The following is a 20,972-nucleotide window of genomic DNA, read 5'->3' on the forward strand; positions in this document are numbered from 1 at the left end:
CGGGGTGTTCCGCGACGGGGAAACGGGCCTTCGCAAGAACGGTTCGTGGGCCTCATCGCTTCCCGCTGTTTATTCTGGAAGAGGCGATGAGCGTCACACTTCATGTCTGCATCACCTGCCGCGCCGGCCAAACGCTTGACGAGGGCGAGGCGACGCCCGGCAAGCGCCTGCATGGTGCGATCCTCGAGGCCGGCGTGCCCGACGGCGTCAGCGTGGTTCCCGTCGAATGCCTGTCGGCCTGTAGCCAGGGTTGCTCGGTCGCGCTCAGCGCGCCCGGGCGCTGGTCCTATGTCTATGGTCGCCTCTCGGATGCGAATGCCAGCGACGTGGTCGCGGGCGCCGCGGCCTATGCCGCCGCACCCGACGGCCTGGTGCCGTGGCGCAGCCGCCCGGAGATCTTCCGCAAGCAATCGCTTGCCCGCATTCCCCCCATGGCCGTCGCGCCGGAGGCCGCCGAATGAATTCGCTCGCAAAAGTCCCGGTCACGGTGGTCACGGGTTTTCTTGGCTCCGGCAAGACGACGCTGATCCAGCACCTGCTTGCCAACGCCAACGGCAAGAAGCTCGCAGTGCTCGTCAACGAGTTCGGCAGCGAAGGCGTCGATGGCGAGATTCTGAAATCCTGCGCCGATGCGGATTGCCCCGAAGAGAACATCATCGAGCTCGCCAATGGCTGCATCTGCTGCACCGTCGCAGACGATTTCATTCCGACCATGGAGAAGTTGCTGTCGCGGCCCATAAGGCCCGACCACATCCTGATCGAAACTTCGGGCTTGGCGCTGCCAAAGCCGTTGCTCAAGGCGTTCGACTGGCCCGAGATCCGCTCGCGCATCACGGTCGACGGCGTGATCGCGCTGGCCGACGCCGAAGCTGTGGCAGCCGGCCGTTTCGCGCCCGACCCGATTGCCGTCGAGGCGCAGCGCGCGGCGGACGAAAATCTCGATCACGAGACGCCGCTGTCGGAAGTGTTCGAGGACCAGATCGCCTGCGCCGACATCGTGCTACTGACCAAGGCGGATCTTGCAGGCGCGGCAGGGCTCGAAGCCGCCAGGGCTGCGATCACCGCCGAGATGCCGCGTCGCGTTCCGATGCTGGCGATCATCGATGGCGTGATCGACGCGCGCGTCATTCTCGGTCTCGGCGCTGCCGCGGAGAACGATCTCGCCGCGCGTCCCTCGCACCACGACGGCGAAGAGGATCACGAGCACGACGATTTTGCTTCCGTCGTGATCAATCTTCCGGAGGTCATCGATATCGATGCGCTGGTCGCATCGGTCCAGCGTCTGGCGCGCGAGCAGAATGTGCTGCGTGCCAAGGGCTATATCGCGGTCGCGGGCAGGCCGATGCGTCTCTTGCTGCAAGCGGTCGGCGAGCGCGTGCGCCACCAGTTCGACAAGCCCTGGGGCGCGGGTGCGAGGCAGTCAAAGCTCGTCGTGATCGGCGAGCACGGCGATATCGACGAGGCCGCAATCAGGGCAGGACTCGGTCTTTCAGGATCCGGCATCTGATGCACGTCGTCTTCCGCGAGAGCCGCGGTCTCGAGGAGACCGCGATACCAAGGGACATCGGCCAGGACCCGGCCGATCTCGTGGTGCTCTCGTATTCGGATTCCGATCTTGCCGCGTTTGCGGCCGGCTGGCGCCGCGGCCGCGACAGCCTGCCGTCGCTACGGCTCGTCAATCTCGCAGAACTCCGTCATCCGCTCTCGGTCGACACCTATATCGAGCGCACTCTTGCACGGGCGCGCGGCATCCTCGTGCGGCTGATCGGCGGCGAGTCCTATTGGTCGTACGGGCTCGCGGCCCTGCAGCAAATGGCGAAGGATCGCGGCATCGTGCTGGCCGTGCTGCCGGCCGACGGCCGCGACGACACGCGGCTGGATGCGTATTCGACCCTGCCGGTCTCGACGCTGCGGCGGCTCAAGGTGCTCTGCGACACCGGCGGCCCCGTCGCAGCACAAGCCGCGATCGCGCAGCTTGCGTTGGCCTCCGGCCTCTATGCCGGCCCCGTTATCGGGGAGACGACCGTTCCCGAGATCGGTTTTTACGATCCCGCGCGTGGCGTCATCGCGGCGCCATCGGCCTGCGAAGGGAAGCCGCGAGCGCTGGTGACGTTCTATCGCTCCTATCTCACCGCCGCGGACACCGGTCCGGTCGATGCCCTGATCGCGGCGCTGCGCGAGAAGGGCTTTGATGCCTGCGGCGTGTTCGTGACCTCGCTGAAGGCTCCGAGCGTCGTGGATTGGCTGCGGACGCAGCTTGCGCAAAATTCTCCGGCGGCGATCGTCAATGCGACGGCGTTCTCGGCGATGGGCGACGACGGCACGACGCCGTTCGATGCCGCATCCTGCCCGGTGTTCCAGGTCGCGCTCTCCACGGCACGGCGCGAGGACTGGGCTACCTCGCTGCGTGGCCTGTCGCCCGGCGATCTCGCGATGCATGTGGTGCTGCCCGAGGTCGACGGCCGCCTGTTCGCGGGCGTGGTGAGCTTCAAGTCGGCCGCGATGCGCGATCCCGATTTGCAATTTTCGCATCTGGCGCACAGGCCCGACGATCAGCGCGTGAAGGCCGTCGCCGCGCGCGTTGCAGCCTGGCGGCGCCTCGCGGAGACGCCGGCCGCTGAAAAGCGGATGGCACTCGTGCTCTCCAACTATCCGGGCCGCCCGCATCAGATCGCGCATGCCGTTGGTCTCGATGCGCTGGCCTCAGTCGAGGCTTTGATGTCCGACCTCGCGGAGGCCGGCTTCGATGTCGCGCCGGTCCATGCGCTCGGCGAGACGCTGCTAACGCAGAATTTGACCTGGAGCGTCGCCGATTACCGCGCCGCGCTCTTGCGCCTACCGCAATCCTTGCAGGATGATCTCGCGCAAGCCTGGGGCGCGCCGGAGAACGATCCGGGTTGCCGCGACGGCGCGTTCCACTTCGCAGCGATCCATTGCGGCCGGTCGATCATCGCGGTTCAGCCGGAGCGTGGCGATGCGACCACGCGCGATGCCGACTATCACGATCTCGCCCGCACGCCGCGCCACGCCTATGTCGCGTTCTATCTCTGGCTCCGGGGGCAGGGCTGTGATGCCGTCGTGCACATGGGCGCGCATGGCACGCTGGAATGGCTGCCCGGAAAATCTGTCGCGCTGTCGCAGGCGTGCTGGCCGGAAGCCCTGATCGGCGATTTGCCCGTCATCTATCCCTTCATCGTCAACGATCCCGGCGAGGCCGCGCAGGCCAAGCGGCGCATCGGCGCCGTCACGATCGGCCATCTGCCGCCGCCGCTGGCAGCATCAGCGGTGCCGGACGGGCTGCGCAGGCTCGAACAGCTCCTCGACGAGTACTCGACGGCCGATGGCCTCGATCCCGCCCGCCGCCAGCGTCTGGTCGCCGCGATCCGCGACGAGGCGCGCGGGGCAGGCCTCGAAGACGATCTTGGCCTCGATGCAGCGGCCGCGCCCGCCGAAGCGATCCCGCGGATCGACCGCTTCGTCTGCGATCTCAAGGAAAGCCAGTTCGGCGACGGCCTGCATGTGTTCGGCCGCGGCACCTGCGGTGAAGTGGAACGGGACGCGCTGCGGGCCGCGCTTGCGGGCCAGCGCGTCGCGCCAGGGCCGTCAGGTTCGCCCTATCGCGGCCGCCAGGATGTGCTGCCCACGGGACGCAACCTTTTCGCCGTCGATCCGCGCGCGGTGCCGACGCCGTCGGCGCATGCGCAGGGCGTCAAGCTCGCGGAAGAATTGCTCCGCCGCCACTTGCAGGATCATGGCGACTGGCCGAAAGGCCTTGTCGTCGATCTCTGGGGCTCGGCGACGATGCGCACCGCTGGCGAGGAGTTTGCCATGGCGCTGCATCTGGCCGGCCTCGCACCGCGCTGGGATCACGCTTCCGGCCGTGTGACCGGCTACGACATCATCGCGCCGGCCGAGCTTGGCCGACCCCGCATCGACGTCACGCTGCGCGTCTCGGGCCTGTTCCGCGATGTCTTCTCAGGCCTTGCGCAATTGTTCGAAGCGGCAGCCGAGGCGCTGTCGACCCGCGAGGACGAGGGCGAGGAGAATCCGTATCGTCACCGCGCGTCCCGTGTGTTTGCGCCGCGTCCCGGGCAATACGGCGTCAGCCTGTCGGCAATCCCGGATGCCTTCACGCCCGAGACGCGCGAAGCCGCCGGCGAAGCCTGGCTGTCGGCATCGTCCTGGGCGTTCTCCGCCAATGGCGAGATCAAGCCCGATCGAGCCGGCATCGAATCGCGACTCGCATCCGCCGATGCTTTCGTGCACGTCCAGGATTTGCCGGAAACCGACCTTCTGCTTGCGGCCGACTACGCCGCCCACGAAGCCGGCGTTGCGGCGGCCGCAGCGCATCTCGGTGCGGCAGCGCCATCGCTCTATCATCTCGACACGACGCGCCCCGAGCAGCCCCACGCACGTACTCTGACCGAAGAAATCTCCCGTGTCGTCCGCGCGCGCGCGGCCAATCCGGCCTGGATCGCCGGCATGATGCGCCACGGTTTTCGCGGGGCTGCCGAGATCACAGCGACGCTCGAGCACATGGCCGCCTTCGCCCACCTGGCCGGCGCCGTGCCGCCGCATCTGTTCGACCTCTACTACGACGCGACGCTCGGCAATGACGACGTCCGCGCCTTCATGGCGAGCGAAAATCCGGCGGCGCTGGCGGCAATGGAGACGTATTTCACACGCCTGCATGAGGCTTCGCTCTGGCGGACGCGCCGCAATTCGATCGCGGCTGCGCTGCGGGAGGCGTCATGAGCGCTTCCGTGGTCAAGGGCTGGTGTCCCGGCGCGCTGCGCCCGATGCAATCGGGCGATGGGCTCGTGGTCCGCGTGCGTCCGTTCGGCGGACGGCTCGAAGCGGCACAAATCTCCGGACTGGCCTATCTTGCCGAACGCCATGGCAACGGCCTGATCGACGTGACCAGCCGAGCCAATCTCCAGATCAGGGGCGTCAACGAGACCAGCCACAGGCTGTTGCTCGACGGCCTTTCGCAGCTGGCGCTGCTCGACCCGGACGCTGACACCGAATCCCGTCGCAATATCCTTGTGACGCCGTTCTGGCGTGCCGGGGACGAGACCCAATCGCTCGCCGCCGAGCTCGAGGAGGCGCTCGCTGATAGCAAGCTCGAACTTCCAACCAAGTTCGGCTTCGCCATCGATGACGGCACCTCACGCGTGCTTGCGGGCGATTCCGCGGATGTGCGGATCGAGCGCGATCGTTCCGGCGGACTGCTGGTGCGGGCTGACGGCGACAAATGCGGCCGCTCCGTCGCGCGTGGCGAGGCCGTGACCACCGTGCTTGCGTTCGCTAACTGGTTCGTGATCTCACGCGGCGCCAAGGGCGGGCGAGGGCGGATGGCGGCGCATCTTGCCGCCGGTGCATTCTTGCCGGCGGCATTGCGCGGCGAAGCCGAGCCCGCGCCGATCATGGCCGCGGCGCGTCCCGGCCTCTATTTGCAAGGTGCGATGGTCGGCGTCGCCTTCGGACAGATGTCACATGCGACGCTCAACCAGTTCGCCGGTTGCGGGCACGCGCTGCGCATGACGCCATGGCGGATGGTTTTGAGCGAAGGCAAGCACGTGATGCCGAACGCGACCGGCCTGATCACCGAGGCCTACGACCCTGCGCTGCGCGTCATCGCCTGTAGCGGTGCGCCACGCTGTCGCGAGGCGCATGCCGATACCCGCGGCCTTGCCGCGGCGCTGGCCCCGAACATCGGCGCGGCCGCACGGCTTCACGTCTCCGGCTGTGCCAAGGGCTGCGCCCATTCCGGTGCGGCCGCCATCACTCTGGTTGCGACCAGCGCAGGCTTCGATCTCGTGCGCGGTGGGTCGACACGCGATGAGCCCATCCTGCGTGGGCTGAACCGCGACGACATCGTCGGAGATCCCTCCATCCTGATGGGAGGGCACTGATGCCGCATCTCTATGAGACCGACGGCGCGGCGATCTACCGGCAGTCCTTTGCGACCATCCGGGCCGAGGCCGATCTTGCGCGCTTCACGCCGGACGAGGAGCAGGTGGTGGTGCGGATGATCCATGCCGCCGGCATGGTCGGCCTGGAGGCGCATATCCGCTTCACGCCCGGCATGGCGGTCGCTGCGCGCGCGGCCTTGCAGAAGGGGGCACCGATCCTGTGCGACGCGCGCATGGTCTCCGAAGGAATTACGCGCGCGCGGCTTCCCGCGGCCAATGCTGTCATCTGCACGCTGGGCGACGAGACCGTTCCCGCGCTCGCGCAGTCCATGCGCAACACCCGTTCGGCTGCGGCCCTGGAGCTATGGCGGCCGCATCTCGACGGCGCGATCGTGGCGATCGGTAATGCGCCGACCGCGTTGTTTCATCTCCTCAACATGCTGGAGGACCGGAACTGCCCGCGGCCCGCGGCGATCATTGGCTGCCCCGTCGGCTTCGTCGGTGCGGCCGAATCCAAGGCTGCGCTGATGGCCGATCCGCCGGTGCCGGCGCTGACGGTCGAGGGCCGCCTCGGCGGTTCCGCGATCACGGTCGCCGCCGTGAACGCGCTGGCGAGCCGGAGCGAATAGCGATGGGACGCATCATCTGCTGCGGTCTCGGCCCCGGCAACCCTGATATGATGAGCGTGCGCGCGGACCGGACGGTGCGCGGCGCAAGCCATGTCGCCTATTTCCGCAAGAAGGGCCGGCCCGGCCAGGCGCGCCGCATCGTCGAGGGCATGTTGGCTGCCGACGTCACCGAATATCCCATGGAATATCCGGTCACCACTGAGATCGCTTTCGATACGCCTGAATACGTCAAGCTGCTTGCCGGCTTCTACGACGAATGGGCGGAACGTCTGGCGCGGCTGGCGCGCGCGGTCGATGTCGTCGTGCTCTGCGAGGGCGATCCCTACTTCTACGGCTCTTTCATGCATCTGCACACGCGCCTGCAAGGCCGCGTCGAGATCGAGGTGATCGCGGGCATTCCAGGCATGGTCGGTTGCTGGAATGGCGTGGGACAGCCGATCGCGCTCGGTGATGATGTGACGACGGTGCTCATGGGCACGCTCGCCGAGCAAGAACTCGAACGCCGCATGCGCGATTCCGATGCACTCGTGATCATGAAGACCGGGCGCAATCTCGCAAAGGTGCGCCGCGCGCTCGCTGCCGCTGGACGACTGGACGGTGCCTGGCTGGTCGAGCGCGGCACCATGCCGGGCGAGCGCGTGGTGCGGCTCGCGGAGATCGATGCCGCCGACTGCCCCTATTTCGCGATCGTGCTCGTGCACGGCAAGGGCCGGCATCTGGACGCCGCGGAATGACGGGTATGCTGACCATCGCGGGCCTCGGGCCGGGCAGCGATGCGCTGGTGACGCCCGAGGTCTCCGCCGCGCTTGCCGCCGCGACCGATATTCTGGGCTACGCGCCCTATGTCGCGCGCGTGCCGCCGCGAGCGGGGCTTACCCTGCATCCCTCCGACAATCGCGAAGAGCTGCAGCGTGCGAGCGAGGCGCTGCGGCTCGCGGCCGAAGGCGGACAGGTCGTCATCGTATCCTCCGGCGATCCCGGCGTCTTCGCGATGGCCTCTGCCGTGTTCGAGGCGCTCGAACAGGCGCCGCAATGGCGCGAGCTGCCGATCCGCGTGCTGCCCGGCATCACCGCGATGCTGGCGGCCGCCGCGCGCGCCGGCGCGCCGCTCGGCCATGATTTCTGTGCCATCAATCTCTCCGACAATCTGAAGCCTTGGGCGCTGATCGAGAAGCGCCTGCGGCTTGCCGCGGAAGCCGATTTTGCCATTGCGATGTACAATCCGCGCTCGGCGAGCCGGCCGGAAGGATTTGGCCGTGCGCTTGCGGTGCTGAAGGAGGCCGGCTGCGGCGAACGCCTCGTGATCTTCGCGCGCGCGATCAGCACTTCTGGCGAGAAGATCGAGACCGTGACGCTGAACGAGGCGACGCCCGAGATGGCCGACATGCGCACGCTGGTGATCGTCGGCAACTCGCAGACACGCCGCGTCGGCCGCTGGGTCTATGCGCCGAGGCAGGTCCGATGACCGAGCCACTGCATGATCTCCGCCACGCTTTCGACCCGCAATCGTTCCGGCAGTTGCGGCCGCGAGATCATGATCACGGGCAGGCCGAGCCTGCGGGCTGCGTCGATCTTGGCGCGCGCGCCGTCGCCGCCGGAATTGCGGGCGATAATCCAAGTGATGGCACGCGCACGCAGCATCGCCAGCTCGCCCTCGAGCGTGAACGGCCCACGCGACACGATGACATCCGCGGCGGAGGGCAGCGGCGCTTCGGGCGGATCGACGAACCTCAGCGTGTAGGCGTGCTGCGGCTTGGCCGCGAACGGTGCGATGTGCTGGCGGCCGATGGCGAGGAACACATTTGCCGCCGCCTCGGGCAGTGCGGCGACCGCGGCGTTGACGTCTGCAATTTCGATCCAGTTGTCGCCGGGCGCTTTCGTCCAGGGCGCACGCTCCAGCGCGATCAGCGGCGTTCCCGTGTCCTTGCACGCCGCGACCGCATTGCGGCTCATCCCGGCGGCAAAGGGATGCGTCGCGTCGATCACATGCGTGATGTCTTCCCGGCGAATGTAATCTGCAAGACCGCTCACGCCGCCAAAGCCGCCGATGCGGGTCGGCAGCGGCTGGTCGGCGGGCGCGCGGGTGCGGCCGCCATAGGAATACACGGCGTCAATGCCTGCGCGCGCGATCTCCGCCGCAAGCAGGCTCGCGTCGGCCGTTCCGCCCAGAATGAGGGCGCGCGTCATGGCTGATCCCTGGCTGACCATCATCGGTATCGGCGAAGATGGACTCGCCGGGCTGTCCGAAGCAAGCCGAAAGGCGCTTGCCAATGCTGAAACTGTCTTCGGCGGCGAGCGTCATCTTGCGCTCGCGGGCGTAACCAGCCGAGGCCGCGCGTGGCCGGTGCCGTTCGACTCAGATGTCGTGCTGAGGTGCCGCGGCCGCCCGACGGCGGTGCTCGCCTCCGGCGATCCGTTCTGGCATGGCGCGGGCGCGAGCCTCGCCGAGAAGCTGGACGCCGGCGAGTGGATTGCGCATTCGGCGCCGTCGACCTTCTCGCTCGCCGCCGCGCGGCTGGGCTGGCGTCTCGAATTCGCTGTCTGTCTTGGCCTTCATGCCGCGCCATTCGAGCGTCTCGTGCCGCATCTGGCGCGAGGCGCGCGCATCATTTGCCTTGTGCGCGACGGGAAGGCCGCAGGCGATCTCGCGAAATGGCTGACGGAGCGCGGTTGGGGCGCTTCGGGATTCTGGACGCTCACCGCACTTGGCGGGTCGCGCGAAAGTATCAGCGCGCATCGCGCCGACAGCTTCGCAGGCGATCTTGCCGGAAGTCTGGTCACGGTGGCCGTGGAGGCGAGAGGAGCGCAGGGTCTTCCTCGCAGCTCGGGACTATCAGACGATCTCTTCGTCCATGACGGCCAGATCACCAAGCGTCCGGTCCGTGCGCTCGCGCTCTCGGCGCTGGCGCCGCGTCCCGGTGAACGGTTGTGGGACATCGGCGCCGGCTCGGGTTCGATCTCGGTCGAGTGGGCGCTGTGCGGCGGGACTGCGATCGCCGTCGAGGCGCGCGAGGATCGTGCCGCGAACATCCGCAGCAATGCGGCGGCGTTCGGATTGGCGCACGAGATCACCATCGTCACGGGTAAAGCGCCTGAGGCCCTTGCTGCGCTGGACGCACCTGATGCCGTCTTCATCGGCGGCGGTCTCGACATCGCGATGTTCGATGTCGTCTGGTCGCGGCTCGCATCCGGAACGCGAGTCGTTGCGCATGCCGTGACGCTGGAGACGGAAGCGCTGCTCGGCGAGCTGCATCAGCGCCACGGCGGCGACTTGATGCGGGTCGAGATTGCACATGCCGCTCCGCTCGGCCGCTCCCGCTCCTGGCAGGCGGCGCGGCCGGTAGTGCAATGGAGTGCGGTCCGATGAAGGTCGCCGGGCTCGGATTCAAACGGGATGTCACGCTGGCCTCGCTGCGCGAGGCGCTTCTGGCGGCCGGTGGTCCCGAAGGCCTCGCGGCGGTGGCGACTGTCAGCGATAAGGCCGACGCGGAGGCGCTGAAGCAGCTCGCGCGCGAATGCGGCGTGCCCATCAAGGCGGTCGCCGCCGAAATGCTGGCCGGCATCGACACGCCAACACAGTCAAATCTCATCGTGGAAAAGTTCGGGACGGGATCGGTCGCCGAAGCGGCGGCCCTCGCGGCAGCTGGACCCCGTGCGCGGTTGATCGCGACGCGGGTGGTCTCGCAGGATCGCACCGCGACCGCGGCGATTGCGGAAGGAGACGGCGCATGACGGTGCATTTCATCGGCGCCGGGCCGGGCGCTCCCGACTTGCTGACCTTGCGCGGACGCGATCTCATCGCCGCTTGTCCGGTCTGTCTCTATGCCGGCTCGCTGGTCCCCGAAGGCGTGCTGGCGCATTGCCCGCCGGACGCACGGATCGTCAACACCGCGCCGCTGTCGCTCGACGAGATCGTCGCGGAGATCGCCGCCGCGCATGCGGGCGGCAAGGATGTCGCGCGGCTGCATTCCGGCGATCTCTCGATCTGGTCGGCGATGGGTGAGCAACTGCGTCGCCTGCGCGCGCTCGGCATTCCCTACACCGTGACGCCGGGCGTGCCGGCTTTCTCGGCAGCGGCAGCCGCCCTCGAAGCCGAGCTGACATTGCCTGGTCTTGCACAGACCGTGGTGCTGACGCGCAAGCCGGGCCGCGCCAGCGCGATGCCGGAAGGTGAGAAGCTCGCCGCGTTCGCCGCCACCGGCGCGGTGCTCGCCATCCATCTGTCGATCCATCTGCTGGACAAGGTCATCGCCGAGCTGACGCCGCATTACGGCGCGGACTGCCCGGTCGCGATCGTCTGGCGTGCGAGCTGGCCCGATCAGTGCATCGTTCGCGCCACGCTCGCAACACTCGACGCTGCTGTCGGCAGCGAGATGGAGCGCACCGCGCTGATTCTGGTCGGCAAGACGCTGGGCTCGGCGGATTTTTCCGAGAGCCGTCTCTATGCTGCCGACTACGACCGCCGCTATCGGCCGGTTGGCGCCGAGCCGCGCTTTCCGGAGGTGTCGTGATGGCGGCTGGGCTCGTCATCTCCGCGCCGGCCTCCGGCGTCGGCAAGACGACGCTGACGCTGGCGCTTGCCCGCGCCTGGCGCAACAGCGGATTGCGGGTGCAGTGCTTCAAGAGCGGCCCCGATTACATCGATCCCGCGTTTCATGCAGCCGCGACGGGACGCGCCTCAGTCAATGTCGACAGCTGGGCGATGGATCGCGGGACGATCTCGCATCTCGTCAGTCGCGGCAATGACGCCGATGTCGTGCTGGCCGAGGGCTCGATGGGCCTGTTCGACGGTGTCGCCGCGCGCGGCGTCTGCGGCACCGGAGCGACCGCCGACATCGCAGAGATGCTGGACTGGCCTGTGCTGCTGGTGATCGATCCCTCCGGACAGGCACAAACGGCGGCGGCGATCGCCGCAGGACTCCGCGACTACCGTCCCGGCGTGCGCCTCGCAGGTGTGGTGCTGAACCGAGTCGCCAGCCCGCGCCACGAAGACCTCGTGCGGCGTGCGCTGCTGGATGCCGGCATCGCCGTGTTCGGCGCGCTGCCACGCCATGCCGAGATCAGCCTGCCGAAGCGGCATCTCGGGCTGGTACAGGCCGAGGAGCAGGCGGAGATCGGCAAGCTGATCGACGAGGCCGCACGCTTCGTCGCCGAGCATGTCGATCTCGACGCGGTGCTGCGTTCGGCCGCCAGCTGGTCGCCGCAACCCGCCGCGAGCGGCCTGAACGTGACGCCACCCGGCCAGCGCATTGCGCTTGCCCGTGACGCCGCGTTCTCCTTCGTCTATCCGCATATGCTGGAAGCGTGGCGCGGGGCGGGTGCGGAGATATCGACATTCTCGCCGCTCGCCGATGAAGGTCCTGACGCGAGTGCGGATGTGTGCTGGCTGCCTGGCGGTTATCCCGAGCTGCAGGCCGGCAAGATCGCGGCCAATGCGCGCTTCCGCAGCGGCTTGCGCGCCTTCGCCGAAACGCGGCCGGTGCATGGCGAATGCGGAGGCTATATGGTGCTGGGCACCGCTTTGACCGACGCCGACGGCATCAGCCACGAGATGACGGGCCTGCTCGGCCTGGAGACGAGCTTTGCCAAGCGCCGCATGCATCTGGGCTATCGTCTGGCCGAGCTCGCCGCGCCGATGCCGGGCCATCAGGCGGGTGCCCGCCTGCGTGGCCACGAATTCCACTATTCGACGATCCTCGCGCAGCCCGACACGCCGCTGGCGGTCGTGCACGACGCGACAGGCGCGGTCATTTCCGAGACCGGCTCGCGGCGAGGTCATGCCACCGGCACGTTCTTCCATCTGATCGCGGAGGACCGGTGAGCGGTTTTGTCAGTTTCGTCTCGGCCGGCCCCGGCGATCCCGAGCTCCTCACGCTCAAGGGTGCCGCGCGGCTGCGCGAGGCCGACGTTGTGCTCTATGATGATCTTGCTTCGGGCGCGATCCTCGATCTCGCCCGTCCCGGCGCTAATCTTGTCGCGGTAGGAAAGCGGGCGGGACGGCCCTCGACCAAGCAGCACCACGTCAACCGATTGCTGGTCGACTATGCCGTAACAGGCGCGCGCGTGGTGCGATTGAAGTCGGGCGATGCCGGCATCTTTGGCCGGCTCGAGGAGGAGCTCGAGACGCTGCGCGAAGCGGGCATCGGCTACGAGATCATTCCCGGCGTCACCTCGGCCTGTGTCGCCGTGGCCCAGGCCGGCATTCCGCTGACCCGGCGTCACACCTCGCGCCGGGTGCAGTTCGTGACCGGAGCGGACGTCACCGGCGAGCTGCCGCCAAACCTCAACTGGGCGGCGCTGGCCGATCCGGAGGCGACGACCGTGGTCTATATGGGCCGCCGCACGTTTCCGGTGCTTGTCGCAAAATTGATCGAGCACGGCCTCTCCCCAACCACGCCGGCGTTGTTCGCCGAATCGCTCGGCCGTCCCGATGAGCGGCTGGTCCGCACCACCATTTCGGAGCTTGCCGAGCAGCTTGCGCGGGGCGGGGCGGCCTCCACGGCGGCCGTCATCCTGTTCGGCGCGCTGGCGGGGGATTATCCGTCATGACGGCCTCAGCCGCCCTTCGCCCCTTGACGCCCGGCTTGCGAAAGGGGCACACAGGAGACGCATGGTGCTCCACGCGGCGCAAAGCGCCGGAGCATAATCGGGAATGGGGATGGGCGGACCCAGTTGCGGCGCCCAAAACCTCAGCCGCCCCCGCGACTGTAAGCGGTGAGGGACTTCGATCAGCCACTGGGCCGCAAGGTTCGGGAAGGCCGGAGACTCCCAGTGAACCGCGAGCCAGGAGACCGGCCCTGCACGTTTTTAGGCCAAGGCCGTCGGGTGTGACGGCAGGAAGGATCTGAGCCATGCATATCGAACCCGGACTAGTGTCGGGCGCCAAGCTCGTGTTGAGTTACGCAACAGGCCTCGCCGTCGGCGGCGTTGCACTGAAGCTCGCGGTCGAGACCGTGCGCGAGCAGGGCATCACGTCGTTCGCGGCGCGGACGCTCGCCACTACGGGACTGGTGTTTGTCTTCTTCGAGATCCTGCCGCACTTCCCGGTCGGCGTCTCCGAAGTGCACTTCATCCTCGGCTCGACCCTGTTCCTGCTGTTCGGTGCTGCACCAGCGGCCTTCGGTCTCGCGTTCGGCCTGCTGTTCCAGGGCATCTTCTTCGAGCCGCCCGACCTGCCGCAATATGGCATGAACGTCACCACGCTGCTGGTGCCGCTGTTCGCGATCCAGGCAATCGCCACGCGGATCATTTCGCGCAACACCGCCTATGTCGATCTGAAGTACCGCCAGGCATTGGCGCTTTCGACGACGTATCAGTCCGGCGTCATCCTCTGGGTGGCGTTCTGGGCGCTCTATGGATCGGGTTTTGGCGCGACCAACCTCGCCAGCATCGCGACGTTCGCGGCGTCCTATGCGCTGGTCATCGTGATCGAGCCGCTCGCCGATCTCGGCGTGCTGGCGCTGGCGAAGTCGCTGCGTGGTGTCACCGCGCCCGGCCTCGTCACGCCGCGCCTGCACAACGCGGCTTAAGAGACAAGCGAACGGGCGGCCGATGTGCGGCCGCCCTTCGCAGGCACGATGTTCACGCTTTCCCTGATAGGCATCGGTTGCGGCGATCCCGAGCAGCTGACGCGCGCCGCGATCGGTGCGATCAACGCGGCCGATCTCGTCCTGATCCCGCGCAAGGGGACCGCAAAGTCCGATCTCGCCGATCTCAGGCGGACGATCTGCGCTGATGTGCTCACCAGCGACAAGACGCGCATCGCGGAGTTCGATCTTCCCGTGCGCGACGCGGCTGAAGCGGATTATCGCAAGGGCGTGGACGATTGGCACGATGCGGTGGCCGCAACCTGGTCGCAGACGATCGCAGATCATCTCGAAGGCGAGGGCAAGGTTGCGCTGCTGATCTGGGGCGATCCCTCGCTTTATGATTCTTCGCTGCGTATTGCGCGGCGGCTCAATCCCTTGCCTGATATCGAGGTCGTGCCCGGCATCACCTCGATCCAGGCGCTATGCGCGGCGCATGCGCTGCCGCTCAACGACATCGGCGAACCCTTCCTGGTCACGACGGGACGCCGCTTGCGCGATGGCGGCTGGCCGGCAGGTGTCGATACAGTGGTGGTGATGCTCGACGGCGGCACGGCGTTCCAGTCACTTGATCCGGAAGGCCTGCACATCTGGTGGGGCGCCTATCTCGGCATGCCAGATCAGATCATCATGTCCGGCGCGCTGGCCGAGATCGGCCCGCGTATCGTCGCCGTGCGGCAAGAGGCGCGCGAACGGCATGGCTGGATCATGGACAGTTACATTCTCAAGCGCAGGCCGTGAGCCAAGCGAGGCAGCATGCTCCCCGAATGGGTCTACCAACAATGCCCCGATATCTCGGCAGTCCATCGCGAGGCGGCGGTCGCGCGGCAGGCGCAACTGACGAAACCGACCGGCGCGCTCGGCCGGCTCGAGCAGCTCGCGATCGAGCTTGCGGGCCTGCAAGCAACTGAGCAACCGCGCGCGGCGCGGGTGCCGATCATCATCTTCGCCGGCGATCACGGCATCGTCGCGCAGGGCGTCTCGGCCTATCCGCAAGAAGTGACCATCGCGATGCTGGCGAATTTTGCCTCCGGCGGCGCCGCGATCTCGGTGCTGGCGCGTGAGCTGGGCTCTAGCCTGGAGGTCGTTGACGCCGGCACGCTGGCGCAGGAGGAGATGGCTGGAATCGTTACCGACAAGCCGCGTAGCGGCACGCGCGATTTCAGCGTCGAAGCTGCGCTCACCCCCCCAGAGCTGGCGTTTGCGTTCGAAGCCGGCCGACGTGCGGTGACGCGGGCGCAGGCTGGGCAGCCTGATCTCCTGATCTTCGGCGAGATGGGCATCGGCAACACCACGACATCGGCGGCGATCGCGGCCGGCTTGCTCGGCGTGAGTGCCGAGGAGATCGCGGGCAGCGGCACCGGCGTCGATGCGGCCGGCCGTGCGTACAAGGCGCGGGTGATCGACGCTGCGATCGCACGCCATGGCGTTGCGGGCGCTTCGCCTGAAAAGATCCTGTGCGCCGTCGGCGGTCTTGAGATCGCGGCCATCTGCGGGGCCGTAATCGCGGCTGCACAGCGCCGCATCCCGGTGTTGATCGACGGCTTTATCGTGTCGGTCGCGGCGCTGGCGGCGGCGCGGCTCAACCCCTCGTGCCAGCCGTTCCAGCTAGCCTCGCACCAGTCCGCGGAGCAGGGGCATCGGCTGGTGCTTCGCGCGCTGAATGTGCAACCGCTGATCAGCCTCGATCTCAGGCTCGGCGAAGGATCGGGCGCGGCCATCGCGCTGCCGCTGGTGCGATCTGCCTGCGCGCTCCACAACGGGATGGCGACCTTTGCGCAGGCCAATGTGCCTGATCGTCCGGTCTGATCAAAGCATCCGCTGATTGACGATGACGACGCGCCAGCCGGTCGCGAGCCGGTCGATCCGGGTCAGCGACAACGGATCGACCACAAAGCGCAGGGCTGCTTGTGGCGTCAAATCCAGCGCGATGCATAGCGCCGCGCGGATCGTGCCGGAATGCACGACGAGCGTTGTCGATCCGGTGCCGATCCCTGACAGACCCAGCCGGACGCGCGCGACCTGATCCTCAAAGCTTTCGCCGCCCGGCGGCCGTCCGCGAGCCGGATCGCTCCAGAACTGCGCATAGGCCTCGCCACCGGTCATGGCGAGTTCGTCATGCCGACGGCCGGTCCAGTCGCCAAAGTTTTGCTCGCTGAATTCGCGCAACTGCACCGGGTCGAGCCCTAGCGCGCGGGCCGTTTCGACCGTGCGCCGCGAGGGGCTCGCATAGCTCGCGGCGTCCCGCGGCAGGCGCTGCCGCAGCGCCTCCAGCGCCGCCCGATTGCCGAGATCGGCCGGCGCATCGGCTGCATGGATCGTCCCGGCGACCCCGTCGACGGGCGCATGCCGTATCAGCCAGAGGAAGGTCTCGCCTTCCATGCTTATCTCCAAGGAAATTGGTCGCTGTGGCACTAACGCCGCAACTGGCACATTGACTCTGTCTGGGTCGTAATCCTAGATGCTCGCGACGGTTTCCCCGAGAGGGGATGAAAAGGGAATGCGGTGCGGGGAGTTTGTCCCCAATGCCGTGGCTGCCCCCGCAACTGTAAGCGGCGAATCTTGCGTCACAAGCCACTGGGTATCTCGGTCCCGGGAAGGCGATGCAAGGTATTGACCCGCGAGCCAGGAGACCTGCCGTCAGCCGTGGTCACACGCGAAGATGTCGGTCGGGGAGTACAGACATTCGGCTTCATCGGAAGGCTGACAAGCCAAGGTGAGACCTCGTTCGCTGTGACGTGCCACTGACGTCATACCGAGGTCTGAACCATGTTCTCCGTCCATGCGACGCGGCTGCGCAAATTCCTGCTTGCGCCCGCTGCGCTCACATCGTTTGCCATCCTTGATCTGCCCGCCGCGCTGGCGCAGCAGGTTCGCGAATCTCTGCCGCCCGTCGAGGTATCGCCCGCCCAATCCCGCAAGCAGGCCAGGCCGGCCGGCCGGGACGCGCAGAGCCAACGCCGCGCAGCAGCGCGCCGGGCAGAGACGGCATCCGCAGTGCCCAAGCCCGTTGTGCCAACCGCAGCGGCGCAAACGCCGCTCAACACCAATGCAGTCGCCGAAAGCGCCTCGCGTCTCGGTCTGACCGTGCGGGAGATCCCGGCCACCGTCGAGGTGATCTCGGCCGAGACCATGCGCGAGCAGGGCTATCGCACGGTCTCCGAGGTGGCCCAGGGCGCCGTCGGGGTCACCTCAGGGGATAACCCGGCCGAGCCCGCGGCGTTCTCGATGCGCGGCTTTACCAACAGCCAGATCAACACGCTCTACAACGGCATCAAGATCGGCCCGCAGAACATGACCTCGCGGGTCATGGACACTGCCAATCTGGCGGCGGTGGAATTCCTCAAAGGCCCGGCCTCGCTGATCTCGGGCGAGGGCGCCGCCGGCGGCGCGATCAACTTCGTCAGCAAGCAGCCGCACACGGGGCCGATCCGGAACGAGGCGGATTTCTCCTGGGATTCCCTCAACTCATTCGGCGCGCATTACGGCTCGGGCGGCAGCACCAACGTAGAGGGACTCGATTACCGCGTCGACGTCAGCCGTTCCTCGCTCAACGGCTTTGCCGACGACACCAACACCAAGACGCTCGATGTGTCGGGCCAGCTCAACTACCGCATCTCCGATAGCCTCAAGGTCTGGGGCGCGATCGAATATCGCGAAGACCGTTCGAAAGCCTATTGGGGCGCGCCGCTGGTGCCGATCGCCTTCAGCGGCTCGCATGCCACGACGGGGATCGTTTCCGGAAATTACGTCTCGAACTACAACAAAACGAATCTCGGTGCGGTCACGATCGACGACCGCACCTTCAACACCAACTACAACGTCCTCGACAATCGCAACGTCGCGCAAGAAGTGTGGCTGCGCGGCGGCTTCGAGCTGAAGCTGGCGCCCGACCTGACGCTGAAGAGCCAGGCATATGGCTACGGTGCGGAGCGCACATGGTTCAACAATGAGATCGAGGCGTTCAATTCCGGTACGAACATGGTCGACCGTGAGCGCTTCTATGTCGCGCACAGCCAACGCTTGGTCGGCAACATCACCGACCTGATCTGGGATGCGAATATCGCCGCCTTTGACAACCGTTTGGTCACGACGCTTTCCTCGAGCTACCTTGATTTCGTGAGGCCGGGCGCCGCAAACTTTCCCGGTGATTCCGTCTCGCTGGTCGATCCCGTTCGTGGCTTTTACGGCGATCTCACGACCAAGCAGCAGACCGCGCGGATTGACAACGAGGCGCTGTCATTCGAGGACCGGCTGAAGCTCACGCGCAGCTTTGCGCTGGTTGGTGGTCTCCGTGTCGAGCATATCGGGCTCGACCGTAATTCGACCGACAAGACCGGTCTGGAGAACGCGAATTTTCCGTTCTCGAAATCCTGGGTCCCGACGACGGGGCGTATCGGCTACACGTGGGAGGCCGTTCCGGGCCTGACCTTCTTCAGCCAATATGCCACCGGCGCCGACATCTCGGCCAACAACATCTTCCTGCTCAATCCGACCGATCCGCTCAACCTGACCACCGCGCGCACCTATGAGACCGGCGTCAAGCATCTGTTCTGGGACAATCGGGCGGAGTGGTCGTTCTCGGCCTACGACATCCTGCGCAAGAACGTCTATGCCGCGGCCGGCGGCATGCAGCTCAACCTCGCAGGGCGGCAGGAATCGAAGGGCGTGGAGCTCGCCGCCTCGGTGCGTCCGATCGAGCCTCTGCGGGTGTGGGGCAACATCGCCTATGTCGATGCGCGCTACGCCGACTACAATTTTGTCGGCGGCTCGTTCTCCGGCAATACGCCGCCGAACGTGCCGCGCGTCGTCGCCAATGCCGGCGCGTCTTACCGGTTCTTCACGCCCTGGCCGGTCGAGCTCGGCATCACCGGCCGTCATGTCGGCGACCGCTACAACACCGATGCCAACGTCGTGACGCTGAAAGCCTACACGGTCGCCGACGTCTACGCCTTCGTCGACATCCCCAAAACGGTGTTCAATGCGGTCGACCAAGCCCGCCTGACTTTCCGGGTACGCAACATCGCCGACAAGCGTTACGCGATCTGGGGCGATCCGTTCTATCCCGACCAGATCCTTTTGGGTGCGCCGCGCACCTATGAGATCTCGGCCGCGTTCAAATGGTAGGACGCTGATCGATGATGCGCGCGATCGTCCTGCTGCATCGATGGCTCGGGATCGCGTTCTGCCTGCTGTTCGCGATGTGGTTCGCGACGGGGATCGTGATGCACTTCGTTCCGTTTCCGTCCTTGACGGAAGCGGAACGCTTTGCCGGACTCCTGCCGCTGGATCGCGCGCAGATGAGGATCGCGGTCGCCGATGCCGTGACCGCGAGCGGGATCGTGGATGCAACGCGCGTTCGCCTGATCCAGCGCAGCGACGGACCGGTCTATGTCGTCTCGGGGCCGTCGCGCGCAGGCGCAGTCCGTGCCTCCGACGGCGCCGACGCGTCGGTCAAATCGTTCGACGTCGCGCTGGCCATCGCGCGAGATCACGCACGCAGCCGCGGGCTCGATGCTGCGCGGGCCGCGATCGTTGCGCGCTCGGACTATGACCAATGGAGCGTGCCGAACGGCTTTGACCGCCATCGGCCCTTGTTTCTGGTTGCCCTCGGCGATGCCGACGGAACGGAAGTCTATGTCTCCTCGCTCACCGGTGAGATCGTCCTGGATACGACGCGTAGCGAGCGCGGCTGGAATCTCGTCGGCAGCGTGCAGCACTGGATCTATCCAACGGTCCTGCGAAGCAACTGGTCGCTGTGCGATCGCGTGGTCTGGACCTTGTCGCTGCTGGCCCTGATCGCAGCTTTGCTTGGCGCCGTGCTTGGCCTTGCGCGGATCAGGCTTCGAGGAGGTCTGATCGGCTCACCCTATCGTGGCTGGCATGCCCTGCATCATCTTATCGGTCTCGCGGCGACGGTCTTCGTGCTGACGTGGATTTTCAGTGGCTGGCTCTCCATGGATCACGGGCGGCTGTTCTCGCGCGGGCAATTGAGCTCGGCCGAATCCAGCGTGATGAACGCTTCACCGAACTGGACGGCTGCCCTATCGCTCGATCGGCAGCCGATATCGCCGTCGGCCCGTGAAATCGAATGGTTCGCCTTCAACGGCAATCTCTATCGGCGGGATCGGATGAGCCTGCCGGTCAGACTTTGATCAAGGCAGGGGATTCGCCCCGTGATGGCCCAACGGGATCTCTGGATGTGCACGACGTCCAGGGGCTGACCGCGCGGCTCGCGGCCGGCTGCGGCGTACCGTCCGTACTTGCCGACAACGACAACTATCCCGCGCAGTCCACCGTCCCGGGTGCCCCGGTCTACCGCTCGTATTGCGGTGACCTCTGGTTCGACATCGACGGTGCCGACGGCAATTTGCTGCAAAGGCTGGATTCGTCGCGGCGGGCTTATCGCTGGTTCTACGGCGCGCTGCACACGCTGGATTTTCCGGTTCTCGTCGCGCATCCGTTGCTGCGCGACGGCTTGGTCGTCGGGCTCTGCGCCCTCGGCTTTCTGTTCTCCATCACGGGCCTCGTCATCGGCTGGCGCCGCCTGCGTCCGTCCTTCGCAGCCTGAGAGCCGGAGCGAGGTCGCGATGCGTTGAGCGGGCAAAACCACCTCTTACTGATCGTACAATAAAGAGAGGCTGAGCCGACTGCCATGCATAGCTCATAGGCAACCGCATGGCCCGTAGCGCCGGTCGATCGCCTGCAAATTAGACAGTCGGTGCGCGGCGCGTGGATTGCAATGCAGCGGATGTGGCGTTTCGTCCGGGGAAATTCGTGGTGCGCTGCACTTTTCTGGCGTGGAACGATCCACACCGACGTGCTCTCCATGCGGGCAGCGC

The 20,972-nt window shown here is 66.8% G+C and carries 18 protein-coding genes, 1 pseudogene and 2 riboswitches; of the genes and pseudogenes, 17 read left to right on the forward strand and 2 right to left on the reverse strand.

Translation table 11 applies throughout. The annotated features are described in order from the left end of the window. Positions 1-86 precede the first annotated feature (86 nt). The 7 genes from QCM77_RS14655 to cobJ are packed head-to-tail and all read left to right on the forward strand — an operon-like array spanning position 87 to position 8,009. Positions 87-461 (forward strand): DUF1636 family protein, encoded by a 375-nt coding sequence (locus QCM77_RS14655; RefSeq protein ID WP_279684027.1) that lies wholly within the window; start codon positions 87-89, stop codon positions 459-461. Beyond that, positions 458-1,507, forward strand: coding sequence for a cobalamin biosynthesis protein CobW (cobW, locus tag QCM77_RS14660; protein ID WP_279684028.1), 1,050 nt, complete (start codon positions 458-460; stop codon positions 1,505-1,507). Before QCM77_RS14655 ends, cobW begins: the two co-directional genes overlap by 4 nt. Continuing rightward, positions 1,507-4,755, forward strand: coding sequence for a cobaltochelatase subunit CobN (gene cobN, locus QCM77_RS14665; protein ID WP_279684029.1), 3,249 nt, complete (start codon positions 1,507-1,509; stop codon positions 4,753-4,755). The genes cobW and cobN overlap by 1 nt, the downstream gene beginning before the upstream one ends. Continuing rightward, positions 4,752-5,915: a precorrin-3B synthase gene (cobG, locus tag QCM77_RS14670; RefSeq protein WP_279684030.1), complete on the forward strand. Its 1,164-nt coding sequence runs from the start codon at positions 4,752-4,754 to the stop codon at positions 5,913-5,915. The genes cobN and cobG overlap by 4 nt, the downstream gene beginning before the upstream one ends. Further along, the gene (locus QCM77_RS14675; RefSeq protein ID WP_279684031.1) at positions 5,915-6,544 is read left to right on the forward strand and encodes a precorrin-8X methylmutase; all 630 of its coding nucleotides are present in this window, start codon (positions 5,915-5,917) and stop codon (positions 6,542-6,544) included. Before cobG ends, QCM77_RS14675 begins: the two co-directional genes overlap by 1 nt. Before the next feature lie 2 nt (positions 6,545-6,546). After that, positions 6,547-7,278, forward strand: coding sequence for a precorrin-2 C(20)-methyltransferase (locus QCM77_RS14680; RefSeq protein WP_279684032.1), 732 nt, complete (start codon positions 6,547-6,549; stop codon positions 7,276-7,278). Continuing rightward, positions 7,275-8,009, forward strand: coding sequence for a precorrin-3B C(17)-methyltransferase (gene cobJ, locus QCM77_RS14685; RefSeq protein ID WP_279684033.1), 735 nt, complete (start codon positions 7,275-7,277; stop codon positions 8,007-8,009). The genes QCM77_RS14680 and cobJ overlap by 4 nt, the downstream gene beginning before the upstream one ends. Here the strand turns inward: cobJ and QCM77_RS14690 are convergent. After that, positions 7,985-8,731 carry a cobalt-precorrin-6A reductase gene (locus tag QCM77_RS14690; RefSeq protein ID WP_279684034.1) on the reverse strand — a complete coding sequence of 249 codons (747 nt, stop codon included), beginning with the start codon at positions 8,729-8,731 and terminating at the stop codon, positions 7,985-7,987. The two genes, cobJ and QCM77_RS14690, sit on opposite strands and share 25 nt — an antisense overlap. Between QCM77_RS14690 and cbiT the strand changes: the two genes are divergently transcribed. The 8 genes from cbiT (at position 8,730) to cobT (ending at position 15,939) form a co-directional block, all read left to right on the forward strand. Further along, positions 8,730-9,911: a precorrin-6Y C5,15-methyltransferase (decarboxylating) subunit CbiT gene (cbiT, locus tag QCM77_RS14695; RefSeq protein WP_279684035.1), complete on the forward strand. Its 1,182-nt coding sequence runs from the start codon at positions 8,730-8,732 to the stop codon at positions 9,909-9,911. The two genes, QCM77_RS14690 and cbiT, sit on opposite strands and share 2 nt — an antisense overlap. After that, complete coding sequence (locus QCM77_RS14700) at positions 9,908-10,276, forward strand: cobalamin biosynthesis protein (protein WP_279659863.1); 369 nt, start codon at positions 9,908-9,910, stop codon at positions 10,274-10,276. Before cbiT ends, QCM77_RS14700 begins: the two co-directional genes overlap by 4 nt. Further along, positions 10,273-11,055: a precorrin-4 C(11)-methyltransferase gene (gene cobM, locus QCM77_RS14705; RefSeq protein WP_279684036.1), complete on the forward strand. Its 783-nt coding sequence runs from the start codon at positions 10,273-10,275 to the stop codon at positions 11,053-11,055. Before QCM77_RS14700 ends, cobM begins: the two co-directional genes overlap by 4 nt. Beyond that, entirely contained in the window at positions 11,055-12,365 is a 1,311-nt protein-coding gene (locus QCM77_RS14710; protein WP_279684037.1) for a cobyrinic acid a,c-diamide synthase CobB, read from the forward strand. The genes cobM and QCM77_RS14710 overlap by 1 nt, the downstream gene beginning before the upstream one ends. Then, entirely contained in the window at positions 12,362-13,093 is a 732-nt protein-coding gene (gene cobA / locus QCM77_RS14715) for a uroporphyrinogen-III C-methyltransferase (protein ID WP_279684038.1), read from the forward strand. The genes QCM77_RS14710 and cobA overlap by 4 nt, the downstream gene beginning before the upstream one ends. 45 nt (positions 13,094-13,138) lie before the next feature. Then, a riboswitch (cobalamin riboswitch) is annotated at positions 13,139-13,358 on the forward strand. A gap of 37 nt (positions 13,359-13,395) precedes the next feature. After that, entirely contained in the window at positions 13,396-14,073 is a 678-nt protein-coding gene (locus tag QCM77_RS14720; RefSeq protein ID WP_279684039.1) for an energy-coupling factor ABC transporter permease, read from the forward strand. 48 nt (positions 14,074-14,121) lie between these two features. After that, positions 14,122-14,871: a precorrin-6A synthase (deacetylating) gene (gene cobF, locus QCM77_RS14725; RefSeq protein ID WP_279684040.1), complete on the forward strand. Its 750-nt coding sequence runs from the start codon at positions 14,122-14,124 to the stop codon at positions 14,869-14,871. 15 nt (positions 14,872-14,886) lie between these two features. Further along, positions 14,887-15,939, forward strand: coding sequence for a nicotinate-nucleotide--dimethylbenzimidazole phosphoribosyltransferase (gene cobT, locus QCM77_RS14730; RefSeq protein ID WP_279684041.1), 1,053 nt, complete (start codon positions 14,887-14,889; stop codon positions 15,937-15,939). Here the strand turns inward: cobT and QCM77_RS14735 are convergent, their stop codons facing one another. After that, on the reverse strand, positions 15,940-16,512 hold the full coding sequence (locus QCM77_RS14735) for a histidine phosphatase family protein (protein ID WP_279684042.1): 573 nt from the start codon (positions 16,510-16,512) through the stop codon (positions 15,940-15,942). It abuts the gene before it with no gap. 72 nt (positions 16,513-16,584) lie between these two features. Beyond that, a riboswitch (cobalamin riboswitch) is annotated at positions 16,585-16,786 on the forward strand. 113 nt (positions 16,787-16,899) lie between these two features. On the opposite strand from QCM77_RS14735, the gene QCM77_RS14740 reads away from it, so the two are divergent. Both QCM77_RS14740 and QCM77_RS14745 read left to right on the forward strand, forming a co-directional pair. Beyond that, positions 16,900-19,257, forward strand: coding sequence for a TonB-dependent receptor (locus tag QCM77_RS14740; RefSeq protein WP_279684043.1), 2,358 nt, complete (start codon positions 16,900-16,902; stop codon positions 19,255-19,257). An 11-nt stretch (positions 19,258-19,268) separates the two neighbouring features. Further along, positions 19,269-20,701 (forward strand): annotated as a pseudogene (locus tag QCM77_RS14745) (PepSY domain-containing protein). Positions 20,702-20,972 lie beyond the last annotated feature (271 nt).

This window comes from Bradyrhizobium nivariense, assembly GCF_029846695.2.
GTDB lineage: Bacteria > Pseudomonadota > Alphaproteobacteria > Rhizobiales > Xanthobacteraceae > Bradyrhizobium.